Genomic DNA, 16,750 nt, shown 5'->3' with positions numbered 1-16,750 from the left:
ACGGCCCGTGGCCGTTCCGCTCACCCGGTGAATTGACGTATACAGGAAAAGACATGCTGTACCAGAATCTCGCCCGCCCCGTCCTCTTCCGGATCGGCCGCGGGGACGCCGAACGCGCGCACGACTTCACGATGCGCTGGCTGACGCGACTGTCCGAGCAGCGGCAGGTGCGGAACGCGCTCATCAAGCTCAACCGGGCGAGCGCGCCCGTCACCGTCTGCGGCATCCCCTTCCCCAACCCCATCGGCCTCGCCGCGGGCCTTGACAAGAACGGGATCGCCGTCGGCGCCTGGCCCGCCCTCGGGTTCGGCTTCGCCGAGATCGGCACCGTGACCGCGCAGGCCCAGCCCGGGAACCCGCAGCCGCGGATGTTCCGGGCGAGGCAGTCCCAGGCCATCGTCAACCGGATGGGCTTCAACAACGACGGCGCGCAGGCCCTCGCGGCCCGGCTCGCCGCTGTGCCCGCCGTCGACTGCCCGCTGGGGATCAGCATCGGCAAGTCCAAGGCCGTGCCCCTCGAAGGCGCGATCGACGACTACCTGACGTCGCTGCGGTTCCTCTACCCGTTCGCCGACTACATCGCGATCAACGTGTCGTCCCCGAACACGCCCGGCCTGCGCCAGCTCCAGGACGCGGGCGCGCTCCGCGCCCTCCTCGGGGCCCTGCGCGCCGAGGGGACGCGCCTGGCGGCCGGTCGCCCCACCCGGCCGATCCTGGTGAAGATCGCCCCCGACCTCACCGAGCCCGCGCTCGCGCAGCTCCTGGAGGTCTGCCTCGACGCCGGGGTCGCCGGGGTCATCGCCACGAACACCACGCTCGGGCGCGACGGGATCGTCCCCGCGGAGGACGCCGTCGCCGCCGAGCCCGGCGGCATGTCCGGCAAGCCGCTCACCCAGGTCGCGCGCGAGATCGTCAGGTTCGTGCACCGCGAGACGAACGGGCGCCTGCCCATCATCGGCTCCGGCGGGATCATGACCCCCGACGACGCCCAGGCCATGTTCGACGCGGGCGCGAGCCTCGTCCAGATCTACTCGGGGCTCATCTACAACGGCCCCGGCGTGGTGCGCGGCAGCGCGCGCCGCTACCTCAAGACCGCCCGCCGCCACCAGTCCATCGCACACTCCGATACGAGGAACCATGCCTAGCAAGGAATTCGGCGCCCGCGCCTTCCGTCTCGCCCAGGAGCGGGGCCCGCTGTGCGCCGGGATCGACCCGCACGGGTCGCAGCTGCTCCAGTGGGGCCTCGACGACGACCTGGCCGGGGCCGAGCGGTTCGCGATGACACTGACGGAGGCCGTCGCCGAGCGCTGCGCGTTCGTCAAGCCGCAGTCGGCGTTCTTCGAGCGGTTCGGCTCGGGCGGCGTCGCCCTCCTCGAGCGGGTCATCGCCGCGTCCCGCCGCGCCGGGGCCCTCGTCATCCTCGACGTCAAGCGCGGCGACATCGGCTCCACGATGGCCGCGTACGCGCAGGCGTACCTCGACCCGGCCTCGCCGCTCGCGGCCGACGCGATCACCGTCAGCCCCTACCTGGGGACCGGCTCGCTCCAGCCCGCGTTCGACACGGCCGCCGCGCACGGCAAGGGCGTGTTCGTCCTCGCCCGCACCTCCAACCCCGAGGGCAAGTACCTCCAGATGGCGAAGCGCCGCGACGGCCGCTCGGTCGCGCAGAGCGTCATCGATGAGGTGAACGAGCACAACGGCGACGCCGATCCGATGGGGTCCTTCGGGATCGTCATGGGAGCGACGATCGGCGCGTGCGCGGCCGAGGGCGAGGCCCGCCTGCGTGAGTCGACTTACGGAATCACCCACACCACGGTGAGCCAACGTGACTCCGCTCACGACCTCTCCCAGTTCAACGGACCCATCCTCGTACCGGGCATGGGAGCCCAGGGCGGGCGCCCCAGTGATCTTCCGCGCGTCCTCGGGGCCGCGACGAAGTTCGCAATACCGTCCTACTCCCGACAAATCGCGCAGCCGGGCCCTGCCGCGGCGAGCATTCGCACCGCCGTCGAGGCGTTGCAGGAGGAATGCCGCGCCGCCATGGGGGAATAAAACCGCCGGTTTCCGGCCCCGGAATTTGCCCGACCCCCGGTCGCAGGCGTGTCGGTAGGTGGGGTTACCGTCTCCGAGCTGGGTATGCTTTGGCGATACCCGCACGTCAAGGTCCACAGGGACGAAACCATCGACTGCAAGGAGACCCCGTGCCGCTCCCTAAACTGACTCCGGAACAGCGCGCAGCCGCCCTTGAGAAGGCGGCGGCGGCCCGCAAGGCCCGCGCCGAGCTCAAGGAGAAGCTGAAGTCGGGCGAGACCACCCTGGAAGCGGTCCTCAAGTCCGCTGCCACCGACGACATCTCCGGGAAGATGAAGGTCTCGGCCGTGCTCAAGGCCCTCCCGGGCATCGGCGACAAGCGCGCCACCCAGATCATGGAGAAGCTCAAGATCGCCGACTCGCGTCGGCTGCGCGGCCTGGGCGAGCACCAGCGCGCCGCGCTTCTGGATGAATTCAAGGGCGACCAGGCCTAAGTTCGGGTAGTAGTAGTCGCGTGAGCATCGATCACCACCACGCCGCCCTCGCCCAGCGACTGACGGTCCTCTCCGGCCCGTCCGGCGTTGGCAAGGGCAGCGTCAAGGCACTCATCCAGGAGTACTACCCGTGGGTCTGGCTCTCCGTGAGCTGCACGACCCGCAAGCCGCGTCCTGGTGAGGTCGACGGCGCCGACTACCACTTCGTGTCGACTGAGCAGTTCGAGTCGATGATCGCCGCGGGGGAGTTCCTTGAATGGGCCTCCTACGCGGGGAACCTCTACGGAACCCCCCGCGGCCCGGTCGAGGAGCGCCTGCGCGCCGGACTCCCGGCGCTGCTGGAGATCGAACTGCAAGGGGCCCGCCAGGTCCGCCGGGCCATGCCCGACGCGCAGCTGGTGTTCCTGGCCCCGCCGTCGTGGGACGAACTCGTCCGCCGCCTCACCGGGCGCGGGACCGAGGACGCCGCGACCATCGCGCGCCGGCTGGACGCCGCGCGCGAAGAGCTCGACGCCGAATCCGAGTTCGATCACACAGTCACGAACGTGTCGATCGAGCAGGCGGCCTCCGAGCTGGTAGAGTTGCTCAGTTCTCCGGCCGTAATGAAGACCGGAGCACGGTAGCAACACCCGAGTCACACGAAGGACAACACGTGTCAGGGACTGTCGCCGACCCCGTCGGCATCACCAACCCGCCGATCGACGACCTGCTGAAGAAGAGCCAGTCGAAGTACCAGCTGGTCATCTACTCCGCCAAGCGGGCCCGTCAGATCAACGCCTACTACTCGCAGCTCGGCGAGGGCCTGCTGGAGTACGTCGGTCCGCTCGTCGAGACCACGCCCGAGGAGAAGCCGCTGTCGATCGCCATGCGCGAGCTCGACAAGGGCCTCCTTGAGACGAAGGCGTTCGACGACAACGAGGCGTAAGCCCGGTCGTTGAGAGGGACAGTTGAACATCGTCCTGGGCGTGTCGGGCGGCATCGCCGCCTTCAAGGCGTGCATCCTGCTCCGCCTCCTCAAGGAGTCCGGCCACGACGTGACCGTGATCCCCACCGAGGCGGCGCTCAAGTTCGTCGGTGAAGCCACCTGGGAGGCCCTGTCGGGCCGCCCGGTGGCTTCCGGCGTGTTCTCCGAGGTCTCCGAGGTCAAGCACGTCAGGCTCGGCCGCGAGGCCGACCTCGTCGCCGTCGTCCCGGCCACCGCCGACCTGCTCGCGCGGGCCGCGCACGGCCGCGCCGACGACCTGCTCACCTCGACGCTGCTCACCGCGACCTGCCCGGTGGTGTTCGCCCCGGCGATGCACACCGAGATGTGGCTGCACCCGGCCACCCGCGCGAACGTCGCGACGCTGCGCGAGCGCGGCGTCCACGTCGTCGAGCCCGACTCGGGCCGCCTCACCGGCGCCGACACCGGCCCCGGGCGCCTGCCCGAGCCGGAGTCGCTGTTCGCCCTCCTCAAGGGCTTCCTCACGTCCCCTGCACGTGACTTGACGGGCCGCAAGGTCCTCGTCACCGCCGGGGGCACCCGCGAGCCGATCGACCCGGTCCGCTTCATCGGCAACCACTCGTCCGGCCGCCAGGGCATCGCCATCGCCGCCGCGGCCGCCGCGCGCGGCGCCGACGTGACCCTCATCGCCGCGCACATCGACGCGCCGCTGCCCGCGGGAGTCCGCGTCGAACGCGTTGCCACGACGGGCGAACTCCACGAGGCCACCGTCAAGGCCGCCGCAGAGGCGGACGCGATGGTCCTCGCCGCAGCCCCCGCGGACTTCACGCCCAAGGAGACCTCCGACCGCAAGCTCAAGCGCAAGGGCGACCTGGACCTCGCGCTCACGTCCACCCCGGACATCGCCGCGGCCGTGGGCCGCGCCAAGCGCCCCGAGCAGGTCCTCGTCGTGTTCGCCGCGGAGACCCACGACGGCCCCGAGCACGCGAAGGCCAAGCGCGAGGCGAAGGGCGCCGACCTGGTGGTGCTCAACGACGTCTCCGGCGGGGCCGTGTTCGGGAAACTGGAGAACTCCGTCACGGTGTTCGACGCCTCCGGGCCGGTCGCCGCGCTCTCCGAGGCGTCGAAAGAACTGGTCGCGGACGCCGTCTGGGACGCAGTGGCCGCCCGGCTCCCGCTGGTTGGACGCGACTGACACCTCGGCCGCGCAGCGAGGCGGCTTGGTGGCATGATCTTGAGCGCATAGACTTGTGAGCTGCGAAGTCAGTCGAGGAGCGCCGCTGGGCGGCGTGGATGGTTTTTAGGAGTGCCGTGGCACGTCGCCTGTTCACCTCCGAGTCGGTCACCGAAGGCCACCCGGACAAGATCGCGGACCAGATCTCCGATGGGATCCTGGACGCCCTGCTGTCCCAGGACCCCGGGAGCCGCGTCGCGGTCGAGACCCTCATCACCACCGGGCAGGTGCACGTCGCGGGCGAGGTGACCACCAACGCGTGGGCCGACATCCCGCGGATCGTGCGCGACACGATCCTCCGGATCGGCTACGACTCGTCCAAGAAGGGCTTCGACGGCGCGTCGTGCGGCGTGAACGTCTCCATCGGCGGCCAGAGCCCCGACATCGCGCAGGGCGTCGACAAGGCGTGGGAGTCCCGTGTGGACTCTGCCGTGAACGACGAGCTCGACCTCCAGGGCGCGGGCGACCAGGGCCTCATGTTCGGCTTCGCGTGCCGCGAGACCCCCGAGCTGATGCCGCTGCCGATCGCCCTGGCGCACCGGCTGTCCCAGCGCCTCACCGAGGTCCGCAAGGACGGCACCGTCCCGTACCTGCGCCCCGACGGCAAGACCCAGGTCACCATCGAGTACCAGGGCAACCGGCCCGTCCGCCTCGACACGGTGGTCGTCTCCAGCCAGCACGCGCCCGACATCTCGCTCGACTCGCTGCTCTCGCCCGACGTCGCCGAGCACGTGATCGCGCCGGTCGTCTCCGGGCTCGACCTCGACATCGACGACTACAAGCTCCTGGTGAACCCGACCGGCCGCTTCGAGATCGGCGGCCCCATGGGCGACGCCGGCCTCACCGGCCGCAAGATCATCGTCGACACGTACGGCGGCTACGCCCGCCACGGCGGCGGCGCGTTCTCGGGCAAGGACCCGTCGAAGGTCGACCGCTCCGCCGCGTACGCGGCCCGCTGGGTCGCCAAGAACGTCGTGGCCGCCGGGCTCGCCGAGCGCTGCGAGGTCCAGGTCGCCTACGCGATCGGCAAGGCCAAGCCCGTCAGCGTCGCCGTCGACGCCCAGGGCACCGAGACCGTCGATCCGGCCCTCATCGAGAAGGCCGTCCTCGAAGTCTTCGACCTCCGCCCCGCCGCGATCATCCGCGACCTCAACCTGATCCGCCCCATCTACTCCAAGACCGCCGCCTACGGCCACTTCGGCCGCGAACTCCCCGAGTTCACCTGGGAGGCCACCGACCGCGCGGCAGCCCTGAAGGAAGCCGTCAGCTAGCGGCGCAACGGTCTCGCGCCGGGCGCCTCCGACGTCGGAGGCGCCCGGTACTTTTATCGGATGGAGCAGTCGCCGGTGAGTTATGCAGCAGTGTGCGTGGACCACCCGCTGCCGCAGCTCAACCAGCTCTTCGACTACCGCATCCCGGTGGAGCTCCTCGACGACGTGGAGCCCGGCTGCCGCGTCACGGTCCGGTTCAGCAACCGCAAGCTCAAGGGCACGGTCCTCGCCGTCCGCGACCGCGCCGAGTTCGCCGGGAAGATCCTCCCGATCCTCGACGTCGTCCCGCCCGGCCCGGTGCTCGCCCCCGAGGTCGCCGTGCTCGTGCAGCGGATCGCCGACCGCTACGCGGGCAACCTCGCCGACGTCCTGCGCCTGGCCCTGCCCGAGCGGAAGGTCCGCGTGGAGAAGGAGCCGCCCGCCGAGCGGCTGCCCGTGGCCGCGCCGCCCTTCGATCACTGGGATAGATATAACGCGGGCGAGGCTTTCCTTCGCGCGCTGCGCGCCGGCAAGGCCCCGCGGATCGCCTGGAGCGCCGTGCCCGGCGAGGACTGGGCCGCGCGGCTGGCCGAGGCCGCCGCTGCCGCCGCCGCGGCGGGCCGCGGTGCACTGCTCGTGGTCCCCGACCAGTACGACCTGGAGCGCCTCGACAGGGCGCTCACCGCGGTGCTCGGACCCGACCGGCACGTGACCATCGCGAACTCGACGGGCCCGACGCCCCGGTACCGGTCGTTCCTCAAAGCCCTGCGCGGCGACGTCCGCATCGTCGCCGGGACCCAGGTCGCGATGTTCGCGCCCGTGGTCGACCTCGGGCTCGTCGCCGTCTGGGACGACGGCGACAAGAACCTCGTCAGCCTCCACGCCCCCTACCCGCACGCCCGCGAGGTCCTGCTCACCCGCGCCGAACTCGCCGGGGCCGCGTGCATCGTCGGCGGCTTCGCGCGAACCGCCCAGGCGCAGCTGCTCGTCGAGACCGGCTGGGCCGTCTCGGCCCCGGGCCGCCGCGAGGCCCTCCGTGCCGCCTCGCCCCGCGTCGTCCCCATCGGCGACGACGCCGACCTCGCCATCGACCCGTCCAGCTCCACCGCGCGGCTGCCCTCGGTCGCCTGGGAGGCCGCCCGCAAGGCCGTCGCCGCCGACCTCCCCGTGCTGCTCCAGGTCCCGCGCCGCGGCTACGTCCCGGCCGTCTCCTGCCAGCGCTGCCGCTCCCGCGCGATGTGCCCCGAGTGCACCGGCCCGCTGCGCCTGACCGGTCCTCGCCGCCCGCCCGTGTGCACCTGGTGCGGGCGGGTCGACGACCCGCACCGCTGCGCCGAGTGCGGCTCGAACCGCATCCGGGCCGTGGTCATCGGGGCCGCGCGCACCGCCGAGGAGATCGCCAGCGCGTTCCCCGGGATCGAGGTCGTCGAGTCGAACGCGTCAGAGCGCCTCGACGCGATCCCGTCCGGGGCGCGGGTCGTCGTCTCCACGCCCGGTGTGGAACCCGTTGCGCCGCAGGGCTACGGTGCGGTGCTGCTGGTGGACACGTGGGCGCAGCTGACCCGGGCCGAGCTCACCGCCTCCGAAGAGGCCCTGCGGATCTGGATGAACGCGGTCGCCCTGTGCGCCCCGACCGGCACCGCGGTGGTCACCGCCGACGGCGGGCTGCCGGTGGTCCAGGCGCTGATCCGCTGGGACGCCGCGTGGTTCGCGGGCCAGGAGCTGGAGGACCGCCGCGAGCTCGGTTTCCCGCCCGTCATGAGGTTCGCGGCGCTGACCGGCCCGATCGGCGAGGCCGAGAAGCTCGCCGCGGACCTGCCCGGCGACCTGGGCGTCGAGGCGATCGGGCCGATTCCCGTCGATGAGCACACCGAGCGGCTGCTGCTGCGCGTGCGGCGCCGGGACGGGGCCGCACTCGCGGCGACGCTGGCGAAGGCGACTGCGGAGCGGGCGGGGGCCAAGGCGGAGGCGGTTCGGGTGCAGATCGATCCGCGGGAGATCGCGTGAGGGCTAGGCGCGCTTGAGCTTGGCCTTGACGAGGGTCCAGAGGTGCTTGAGGCGTTCGCGGAAGAAGTAGGCGGCGGCGATGGCGATGAGGACGAAGGGGATCGCGATCGGGAGGACGGTGGTGAAGCCCAGGATGACGACGAGGGCTTCGACGCCGATGAACGAGATGACGCCCATGTAGCCGAAGACCGTGACCGTCTGGATCTTGACGATCAGGGTGATGAGGGCGGTGCGGAGGCGGTTCACCGGGCGGGGGCTCCGCTGACGCGGTCGAGGTAGGCGGCGATGGCGTCGCGGTTCTTGAGGACGCATTCGGCCTTGCGGGTCATGCGGTCGCGCTGCTCGGCGAGTTGGGCGAGCATCTCGGGGTCGGGGACCGGGAAGTAGATCTGGCCGGGGCCGTCGAGGCAGGGGAGGATCTGCTTGATGATCTTGACGGGGACGCCCGCGTCGAGGAGGCCGCGGATCTGGCCGACGCGCTCGACGGTGGGCTCGGGGAAGTCGCGGTAGCCGTTGGGGGAGCGGTCGGCGGCGATGAGGCCGTGCTGCTCGTAGTAGCGGAGCATCCGGGCGGGGGCGCCGGTGCGCTCCGCCAGTTCGCCGATCCTCATGTGGGCCGCCTCACTCGTACTGGACTCTGACATTAGTGTCAAGGTTAGACGCTTCTCCCCATGAGTGAAACGACGCTGTCCCGGCCCGCGGCCCCGCGCCGGGAGCGGCTGCCCCTGTCGGGGCTCCTGGCCCTGTCGACCGCCGTGTTCATCACCGTGATCACCGAGTCGCTGCCCGCGGGCCTGCTGCCGGGGATGCGCGCGAGTCTCGGCGTCGGCGAGGCCGCCATGGGGCAGGCGGTCACGGTGTACGCGATCGGCACGGCCCTCACGGTGATTCCCCTGTCCGCATTGACCATGGGGTGGGGCCGCAAGCCGGTCCTGCTCATGGCGATGGCCGGGTTCGTGGCCGCCAACACCGTCACCGCCGTCTCGCAGGACTACGCGCTGACCATGGGCGCCCGGTTCGTCGCGGGCATGGCCGCGGGCCTGTCGTGGGCCCTCATGGTCGGGTACGCGCGGCGGCTCGCCCCGAAGGGCATGGAGGGCAAGGCGATCGCGATCGTCATGGCGGGCATCCCCCTGGCGCTGGCGCTCGGGGTCCCGGCCGGGACGTTCATCGGCGGGGCGCTGGGGTGGCGCGAGTCGTTCGGGGTCATGTCCGGCCTGGCGGTGCTGTCGATCGTGTGGATCACCCTCGTTGTCCCCGACTTCCCGGGGCAGCGCGCCGAATCGCGGACGCCGGTGCTGCGGGCCGCGGTGATCCCCGGGGTCCCGGCGGTCCTGGTCGTCATCGCGGTCTACGTGATCGCGTACAACGTGCTGTACACGTACATCGCGGCGTTCCTGGAGCGGTTCGGGATGGGCGGGTCGGTCGACCGGGTGCTGCTCGTGTTCGGCGTCGCGTCGATCGCGAGCATCTGGATCACCGGCGCGCACATCGACCGGCGGCTGCGGCACCTGACGATCGCCGGGGCGGTTCTCACCGGGGCGGCGGCGGCCGCGCTGGCGGTGTTCGCCGAGGTCCCGGCGCTCGTGTACGTCGCGGTCGGACTGTGGGGGCTGGGCCACGGCGGGGTGCCGACGCTGCTCCAGACCGCGGCCGGGCAGGCGGGCGCGAAGGCCGCCGACACGGTGCAGGCCCTGGTGGTGACGTTGTGGAACGCGGCGACCGCCGCGGGCGGGGCCCTCGGCGGCCTGCTGCTGGTCCGGTTCGGGCCGCTGTCGCTGGCGTGGACCGTGGCCGCGCTCGGCGTGCCGGTCCTGCTGGTGGCGGTGCTCGCGCGCAGGCACGCGTTCCCGGCGCAGCGCCGGCCCGCTCCGCAGGACGGGGCCTAGGCGAGGCGCTCGGCGAGCTCGGCCCTGCCGTAGGTCCCGAGCCTCTCGTGGAGGCGCAGCGCCCGGGTCCACTCGGCCCGGGCTGCGTCGTCCTCGCCGCGGGCGGCGAGCGCGTCGCCGATGCCGTGGCGGGCGCGGGCCTGCTCGTACAGGTCGGGGACGGCCTCGGCGAGGTCGAGGGCTTCGCGGTGCGCCCGTTCGGAGGCGGTGAAGTCGCGGACGGCGCCGTACGCGAACCCGGCGTTGTTGAGGACCTCCAGGGCCAGTTCGGGGCTGGAGGTGGCGACGGCGGCCTCGGCGGCGCCGCCCGCGAGGCGGGCCGCGGCCTCGCGGTCGCCGAGCTGGGCGTGCGCGAGGGCCTGGAGGGACTGCACGTAGATCGCGCCGAGGGGGTCGCCGCTCTGGCGGTACGCGTCGAGGGACTCGGCGAGGAGGGCCGCGGCGCTGTCGGCGTCGCGGTCGCGCAGGCGCAGGCGTGCGAGGCCGGCGAGCGCGGAGGCGAGGTTCTGGATCCAGCCGCGGTCGGTGAAGGTCTTGACGGCGCGGTCGAACCCGGCGCGGGCCTCGTCGTCGTTGCCGACGAGCATGTCGACGTGGGCGACGTCGTCGAGGGCGTTGACCTCCCGGTCGGCGTCACCCATGTCGTGGAAGACGCGCGCGGCCTCGGTGGCGCGGGTGCGGGCCTCGTCGAGGCGCCACTGCTGGATGTGCAGCTGGGCCAGGGCGACGAGGGTGAGGGCGGCGGCCTCGGTGTCGTCGAGGTCGGTGGCGAGGCGCAGCGACCGGTCGTGCGCGTCCTCGGCCTCGTCGAGGCGGCCGAGGGCCTTGAGGGTGTTGCCGAGCTGGCGCAGGAGCTTGACCTGGTGGGCGCGGTCGCCGGTGCGGCGGTCGGCGTCGAGGGCGATGCGCAGGCACGCCTCAGCCTCGCCGCGCACGCCGCGGATGTACTGGTAGCGCCAGAGGGCGTGGGCGAGGCGGGCGGCGTGCCAGTCGCGGCGCCCGGCGGCGGCGTGGCGGATCATCTCGCTGAGGGCGCTGTGGCGCGGGTCGAGCCAGGCGAGGGCGGCCTCGGGGCCGTCGAAGGCGGGGACCGGGACGTCGGTCTCGGGGACCGTTTCGGGTTCGAGGCCGAAGATCGCCTCCCAGGTCCCGGCGACGGCGGCGAGGTGCCAGTCGTAGAGGCGGCCCAGGGCGGCTTCGTGTTCGCCGCGGGGGCGGCGTTCGGCGTGCTCGCGGGCGTAGGCGCGCACGAGGTCGTGGACGGTCCAGCGGCCGTCCCCGGCTGCCGCGGCCAGGTGGACCCCGGCGAGGCGGTGCAGGGCCGCGTCGGCGTCTGCGACGGTGGTGCCGGTGAGGGACGCGATGCCGGCGGGCTCGAACTCGGTCGCGGGGTGGAGGCCGATCGCGTCGAGGGCGTCCCGGGCGGCGGCGTCCAGGCGGGCGCGGGTGAGGTCGAGGCAGGCGCGCAGGCCCGCGGCCTCGTCGCCGGGGAGGTCGAGGTTCGCCAAGGGCGCCTCGGCGATCCGGTCGCGCAGCTCGCCGATGGTCTGCTCGGGGTGGGCGAGGGTCTGGCACGCGGCCAGGCGCAGCGCGAGCGGCAGGTCCCCGCAGGCGGCGGCGAGGCCGCGCGCGGCCTCGGGGTCGGTGGCGACGCGGCCGCGGCCGATCATCGCGTCGAGGAGGTCCATGGACTCCTCGCGGGTCAGCGGCGCGAGGCGCAGGTGCGGGACGCCGTGCGTCGCGGTGAGCCCGAACAGGTCCGTGCGGGCGGTGATGAGCGCCGTGGAGCCGCCGGTGCCGGGGAGGAGGTCGCGCAGCTGCTCGGGGCTGCGGGCGTTGTCGAGGACGACGAGGACCCGCCGGTGCCCCAGGAGCGAGCGGAACATCGCGGCCCGCTCGTCCGCGTCGGCGGGGACCTCCTCGGGGCCGGTGCCGAGCGCGGTCAGGAACCGGTGCAGGACCGGGCCGGGCGCGAGCGGGTCGGTGCCGGAGAACCCGCGCAGGTCCACGTACAGCTGGCCGTCGGGGAACGCGTCGAGCGACCGGTGCGCCCAGTGCAGGGCCAGCGCGGTCTTGCCGATCCCGGCCGGGCCCGCGAGGACGACCGAGCGCGGGGACGCGGCCTGGAGGTGCTCGTCGATGAGGTGCAGTTCCCGCTCGCGGCCGGTGAACGCGTGCGGCGGGCCGGGGAGCTGGCGGGGGACCTGCCCGGTGTCGGCGACGTCGGCGGCGCTGATGCGCGCGCACTGCGCGAGCCAGGTCTCCACGGCCGCCTCGTCGCCGCCGCAGGCGCGCACGAGCGCGGCCACGACCTCGGCGCGGGGGACGGCGTCGCGGTTGAGGACCGCCGCGAGGGTGCTCGTGGGGAGCCAGTCGCCGCGGTCGCGGGCTCGTCTGCTCACTTCCCGGATGCTCAGCCCGGAGGCCGCCCGCAGCTCGCGCAGCAGCGCCACGAGCTGCGGCGCCGAACCGGCCGACGCGGGGTCGAGGCCGTCGAGGGATTGACGCACGTCACGATCCTACCGGCGCCCCCGCCCCCTGTCCGCCCCGTCCCGGACGGACCGGGACACCCGGGGCCCTTGCCGCGCAGCGGGTTCGGTGATGCACTCGGTGCAGATCCCTTGTGCAGTGAAAGGCGGTGCGCCGTGGCCGCGTACATCCCCGGGCCGGACCACATGGCCGCGAACGTGAAGCCCGCGCTCGACCGCTTCTGGGAGGCGCTCATCAAGCGGTGGCAGAAGGAGGCCGCGGTGTCCTTCCTCAACCAGCAGGACATCCGCACCGGCATCGTCGAGAACCCCGGCGGGACGCTGGACTGGCCGTACCTGCGCAAGCCCGCCACCGACCTCCATCGCGGCGAGTGCGACTTCCGCGACTGGGCCCAGGGCCCCGACGGCACCGCGACCCCGGTGTCCTGCAGCGGCCGCATGCCCGCGGGCGCGCCCGCGACGATGCCCGGCCGGGTCACCTGCCCGCTGCCGCAGGTCATGACGGCCGTGCACGGCTGGGCGAAGACCGAGCGCGACGCCATCGAGAAGAAGGTCCCGAAGTTCGACGCCCAGGAGCTGCCCGCGCTCGACGCGGCGTACGCCGGGCTCAAGGGCCTCTACGAGGCCATCGCCGAGGCGGGCCCCGCGCCGGACCGGAGCCGGACCGCCCGTGGCGGCAGCCTGCCGGAGAGGATCGCCGACCTGTCCGACGGGGACGGCACCTCGCAGCACTGGTGGGTCGAATGGACCGGGCTCGCCGCCGACGGGTTCAGAGGCGGGTTCCTCCAGTCGACCGGGCCCACTCTGGACAACCACCGCGTCCTCGCGGCCGAGCTGGCGAAGCTCGTCAACTACCGGTCGGGGATCATCCAGATGGGGCGCAACGACACCCTGCACCTCATCGGCCAGGCCGCGACGGCGCTCGGCGCCACCGGGACCGCGCAGGGGGCGAGCGGCTGGGTGGTCCTGGAGGGCCTGGCGAAGGTCCTCGCGTTCGCCAAGGGCCCCGCGGAGGCGGCCGGGAAGGTCCTCGACCTGATCGCGTTCCTCGGCGAGGAGCTGCTCCCGACGCACCCCGCGGTCAAGTACACCGGGGACCACCGCGCGATCGTCAAGGCGCTCTCGCAGCACATGGACGCCCTGCGCGACGGCGTCGACGCCAAGGAGCTCGCCTACCGCAAGGGCACCGGCGACCTCCGGTCGATGCTCGACGGCGTGGGCTCCTTCGACCTGGAGCTCTACGACCTGACGGAGAACCGCGCCACCGGCACGCCGAAGGGCGAGCGCAAGGGGTTCGCGGCCGACACGACGAAGCTCGTCGAACTCGCCGGGAAGATCGGCCTCGTCGCGGGCGCCTACGAGCAGCTGCCCGGACGGCTCTCACCGGTCCAGGCCGCCGCCGGCCACTTCGCCGACCGGGAAGGGCACGCCACGGGCGCCGACCAGGACGTGCTCGCGATGGTCGAGGAGTTCCGCGGCTTCCTCAGCACCGCCGCGGCGCGCTACTACACCGCGCGCGACCAGGTCGCCAAGGCCGCCGAGGACTACGAGGAGTCCGACAACAAGGTCTCCAGCGCCTTCACCGACCTCCTGGAGCGGTTCCGCCGCAGCGAGGGCGGCACCCGGCAGCCCGCCGACGGATTCGACACCGAGCACGAGGCCGCGGACACCGGCCGCGCCGCCACCGCCGACAAGGACCCGTACTCGAACGCCGACGGGCAGGTCTACGAGACCGCCGACAACATCGAGAACGCCGCCTAGCAGACCGGGCCCGGAGCCGCCGTTCAATGTAGCCGCCGGAACCGATGAATCCGGGCCCGCGGGCTCGTCTCAACTGGTGCAATCGGCTGTAGGCGTACAGCCCAGGACCCGTTCGGAGGACGCGAGCAATGCAGAAGATCGTCACCAACATCTGGTACACCGACGGCGCCGCCCAGGAGGCCGCCGAGTTCTACACCTCCCTGTTCGAGGACGCCAGGATCACCGGGAGCATCCCATTCGTCGAGGACGCCCACGGCAAGGCCGGGACCGCCATGGTCGTCAACTGGGAGCTCGCCGGACAGCAGTTCACCGGCATCAACGGCGACGCCTCCGCCAAGCACGACCACGCCATGTCCCTGCTCGTCAACTGCGACGGCCAGGCCGAGATCGACCGCCTCTGGGACGCGTTCCTGTCCAACGGCGGCAAGGAGATCGAGTGCGGCTGGATCGCCGACAAGTGGGGCGTCAACTGGCAGGTGTGGTCCACCGAGGCCGAGCAGTACGTCGGCGGACCCGACAAGGCCGGCGCCGAGCGCGCCGTCAAGGCCATGTACGGCATGAAGAAGATCGACCTCCAGGGCCTCAAGGACGCCTACGAGGGCAGATAGCGAATGCGCACGGCGGCCGACCCGGTCCCCCGCGCGGGGGACCGGGCCCGCACCCGCGAGGGAGGCGCCGCCCCGGGGACGCGGTGCACGCTGGAACCGTGAACGTCCGCTGGCACAATGGCCCCATGCGCCTCCTCGCCCCGCTCCGGTCCGGGGCCACCTACCGCGGGTGGGTCTGGCTCATCCTCGGCGGCGCCCTCATGATGCCGTTCATGGTGGTCGGCGCCCTCGGCTACAACTGGTTCCACCCCGACGCCGGGTTCGAGGGCGTCCTCGACCCGCTCGTGTTCGCCGCGGTCGTGCCCCTCGTCGCCGCCGTCTCGCTCCTCCTGCCCGACCGCGAAGTGGAGCGCACCGCCGCCCGCCGCCTCCTCGGCGCCGGATTCGCCTCGCCCGCCGACGACGACTCCTGGAACACGCGCTGGCGCACCGGCTGCTGGTTCACCCTCCACGCGGTCGTCGGGGGCCTCCTCTCGGGGGTGACGCTCGCGCTGGTCCCGTTCGCCGTCTACCTCGTGATCAACGGCGCCCGCAACCTCCTCGGCCTCGACACCTCCGGCGCGTACGCGGGCCGGCTGACCGACTGGGGCCTGCTCACCGGCCCGCTGTTCCTCATCGCGCTCGTCCTCCTCGTCGCCGCCGTCACCGCGGGCATGCGGGCCCTCGCGCCGCACCTGCTCGGGCAGGGCGCCGCCGACCGGCTCGCCGCCTCCCGCGCCGAGACCGCCCGCCTCGCCGCCCGCAACCGGATCGCCCGCGAACTCCACGACTCGGTCGGGCACGCCCTGTCCGTGGTCGTGGTCCAGTCCGAGGCCGCCTCCCGGCTCATCACCGCCGACCCCGCGTTCGCCGCGACCGCCATGGCCGCGGTCGGCGAGACCGCGCGCGGCGCCCTCGCCGAACTCGACGCCGTCATCGGGGCGCTCCGCGAGGACCGCGAGGAGACCCGCGGCCCCCAGAAGGACCTCGCCGACCTCGACGCGCTCGCCGCCGAGTCGGGCGTGCGCACCGAGCTGCGGATCACCGGCGACCCGGAGACGCTGGGCCGCCTGACCTCCCGCGAGACGTACCGAATCGTCCAGGAGGCCCTCACGAACGTCCTGCGCCACGCCGACGAGCCCTGGGCCGCCGTGGACCTCGACGTCGCCGACTCGGGCGTCACCGTCGCCGTCGCGAGCCCCGCCGCGCGGCGGCCCCGGACCCGCCCCGGCGGGCGCGGCCTCATCGGCATGGCCGAGCGCGCCGCCGTCCTCGGCGGCACCGCCGAGGCCGACTGGGGCGCCGGGACCTGGACCGTCCGCGCCACCCTGCCCGACCACTCCCCGAACAGCGACGCTGCTTCGGACGACACCGCCCCGGAGGGGACCGCATGACCGCGCCGCTGCGCATCGCGCTCGTCGACGACGAGGCCCTCATCCGCTCCGGGTTCGCCGCCGTCATCGGCGCCGAACCCGACCTCGACGTGGTCGCCGAGGGCGCCGACGGGATCGACGCGCTCGCCATCGCCCGCTCCGGGAAGGCCGACGTCATGCTCATGGACGTGCGGATGCCGAAGGTCGACGGCATCGAGGCCACCGCCCGGATCACCGCCGAACTCGCCGCCCCGCCGAAGATCCTGGTGGTCACCACGTTCGACAACGACGACTACGTGTGGCAGGCGCTGCGCGCGGGCGCCGACGGGTTCCTGCTCAAGCGCACCCGCCTCGAAGACCTCCTCGCGGCCGTGCGCCTCGTCGCCCGCACCGACGCGCTCCTGTTCCCCGAGGCGGTCCGCCGCCTCGCCGCGGCCGTCCCCGACCGCAAGGCCCCCAAGGGCATCGGCGACCTGAGCGAACGCGAGCGCGAAGTGCTCACCCTCGCCGCCAAGGGCCTGTCCAACGCCGAGATCGCCGCGGCGCTGTTCCTCGGCCGCGAGACCGTCAAGACCCACCTGAGCAGCGTCTACACCAAGCTCGGGGTGCGCGACCGCACCCAGGCCGTCATCGCCGCCTACGAAGGCGGACTCGTCTAGCGAACCCATCCGAACCCGGGGCTTCCCGCCCCG

16 protein-coding genes are annotated in these 16,750 nt (G+C 73.0%); 13 read left to right on the top strand and 3 right to left on the bottom strand.

The genetic code is table 11. The features are described from left to right. The first annotated feature begins 53 nt into the window (after nucleotides 1-53). From AB0A65_RS14825 to AB0A65_RS14790, 8 genes are all read left to right on the top strand, one after another. The gene (locus AB0A65_RS14825) at nucleotides 54-1,145 is read left to right on the top strand and encodes a quinone-dependent dihydroorotate dehydrogenase (RefSeq protein ID WP_359951440.1); all 1,092 of its coding nucleotides are present in this window, start codon (nucleotides 54-56) and stop codon (nucleotides 1,143-1,145) included. Further along, nucleotides 1,138-2,052, top strand: a complete 915-nt coding sequence (pyrF, locus tag AB0A65_RS14820) for an orotidine-5'-phosphate decarboxylase (RefSeq protein ID WP_359951438.1) — start codon at nucleotides 1,138-1,140, stop codon at nucleotides 2,050-2,052. The genes AB0A65_RS14825 and pyrF overlap by 8 nt, the downstream gene beginning before the upstream one ends. Before the next feature lie 149 nt (nucleotides 2,053-2,201). Continuing rightward, the gene (gene mihF / locus AB0A65_RS14815; protein ID WP_030156658.1) at nucleotides 2,202-2,525 is read left to right on the top strand and encodes an integration host factor, actinobacterial type; all 324 of its coding nucleotides are present in this window, start codon (nucleotides 2,202-2,204) and stop codon (nucleotides 2,523-2,525) included. Between the two features lie 20 nt (nucleotides 2,526-2,545). Next, nucleotides 2,546-3,148, top strand: a complete 603-nt coding sequence (gene gmk / locus AB0A65_RS14810; protein ID WP_359951435.1) for a guanylate kinase — start codon at nucleotides 2,546-2,548, stop codon at nucleotides 3,146-3,148. 29 nt (nucleotides 3,149-3,177) lie between these two features. After that, a complete protein-coding gene (gene rpoZ, locus AB0A65_RS14805; RefSeq protein ID WP_112134919.1) occupies nucleotides 3,178-3,450 on the top strand; it encodes a DNA-directed RNA polymerase subunit omega in 273 nt (90 codons plus the stop codon). A 22-nt stretch (nucleotides 3,451-3,472) separates the two neighbouring features. Next, complete coding sequence (gene coaBC, locus AB0A65_RS14800) at nucleotides 3,473-4,663, top strand: bifunctional phosphopantothenoylcysteine decarboxylase/phosphopantothenate--cysteine ligase CoaBC (protein ID WP_359951433.1); 1,191 nt, start codon at nucleotides 3,473-3,475, stop codon at nucleotides 4,661-4,663. Nucleotides 4,664-4,779: 116 nt separating this feature from the next. After that, on the top strand, nucleotides 4,780-5,973 hold the full coding sequence (gene metK / locus AB0A65_RS14795) for a methionine adenosyltransferase (protein WP_359951431.1): 1,194 nt from the start codon (nucleotides 4,780-4,782) through the stop codon (nucleotides 5,971-5,973). 96 nt (nucleotides 5,974-6,069) lie between these two features. Then, complete coding sequence (locus AB0A65_RS14790) at nucleotides 6,070-7,959, top strand: primosome assembly protein PriA (RefSeq protein WP_359951608.1); 1,890 nt, start codon at nucleotides 6,070-6,072, stop codon at nucleotides 7,957-7,959. 3 nt (nucleotides 7,960-7,962) lie between these two features. Here the strand turns inward: AB0A65_RS14790 and AB0A65_RS14785 are convergent, their stop codons facing one another. Both AB0A65_RS14785 and AB0A65_RS14780 read right to left on the bottom strand, forming a co-directional pair. After that, nucleotides 7,963-8,205: a hypothetical protein gene (locus AB0A65_RS14785; RefSeq protein ID WP_359951429.1), complete on the bottom strand. Its 243-nt coding sequence runs from the start codon at nucleotides 8,203-8,205 to the stop codon at nucleotides 7,963-7,965. Continuing rightward, nucleotides 8,202-8,570 (bottom strand): MerR family transcriptional regulator, encoded by a 369-nt coding sequence (locus AB0A65_RS14780; RefSeq protein WP_359951427.1) that lies wholly within the window; start codon nucleotides 8,568-8,570, stop codon nucleotides 8,202-8,204. The genes AB0A65_RS14785 and AB0A65_RS14780 overlap by 4 nt, the downstream gene beginning before the upstream one ends. Before the next feature lie 60 nt (nucleotides 8,571-8,630). Here AB0A65_RS14780 and AB0A65_RS14775 point away from each other — a divergent pair, with 60 nt between their 5' ends. Beyond that, nucleotides 8,631-9,848, top strand: coding sequence for an MFS transporter (locus tag AB0A65_RS14775; RefSeq protein WP_359951425.1), 1,218 nt, complete (start codon nucleotides 8,631-8,633; stop codon nucleotides 9,846-9,848). Here the strand turns inward: AB0A65_RS14775 and AB0A65_RS14770 are convergent. Beyond that, a complete protein-coding gene (locus AB0A65_RS14770) occupies nucleotides 9,845-12,358 on the bottom strand; it encodes a tetratricopeptide repeat protein (RefSeq protein WP_359951423.1) in 2,514 nt (837 codons plus the stop codon). The genes AB0A65_RS14775 and AB0A65_RS14770 overlap by 4 nt on opposite strands. 135 nt (nucleotides 12,359-12,493) lie before the next feature. Between AB0A65_RS14770 and AB0A65_RS14765 the strand changes: the two genes are divergently transcribed. The 4 genes from AB0A65_RS14765 (at nucleotide 12,494) to AB0A65_RS14750 (ending at nucleotide 16,717) form a co-directional block, all read left to right on the top strand. Continuing rightward, complete coding sequence (locus AB0A65_RS14765; RefSeq protein WP_359951421.1) at nucleotides 12,494-14,098, top strand: hypothetical protein; 1,605 nt, start codon at nucleotides 12,494-12,496, stop codon at nucleotides 14,096-14,098. Between the two features lie 128 nt (nucleotides 14,099-14,226). Next, entirely contained in the window at nucleotides 14,227-14,706 is a 480-nt protein-coding gene (locus AB0A65_RS14760; RefSeq protein WP_359951419.1) for a VOC family protein, read from the top strand. 125 nt (nucleotides 14,707-14,831) lie between these two features. Next, a complete protein-coding gene (locus AB0A65_RS14755) occupies nucleotides 14,832-16,079 on the top strand; it encodes a histidine kinase (protein WP_359951417.1) in 1,248 nt (415 codons plus the stop codon). Then, nucleotides 16,076-16,717 (top strand): response regulator transcription factor, encoded by a 642-nt coding sequence (locus AB0A65_RS14750; RefSeq protein WP_359951415.1) that lies wholly within the window; start codon nucleotides 16,076-16,078, stop codon nucleotides 16,715-16,717. Before AB0A65_RS14755 ends, AB0A65_RS14750 begins: the two co-directional genes overlap by 4 nt. Nucleotides 16,718-16,750 lie beyond the last annotated feature (33 nt).

The organism is Glycomyces sp. NPDC047010 (assembly GCF_040644205.1).
GTDB lineage: Bacteria > Actinomycetota > Actinomycetes > Mycobacteriales > Micromonosporaceae > Glycomyces.
Note: the sequence above shows the minus strand (reverse complement) of the source record. Positions and strands in the feature narration are given on the sequence as shown.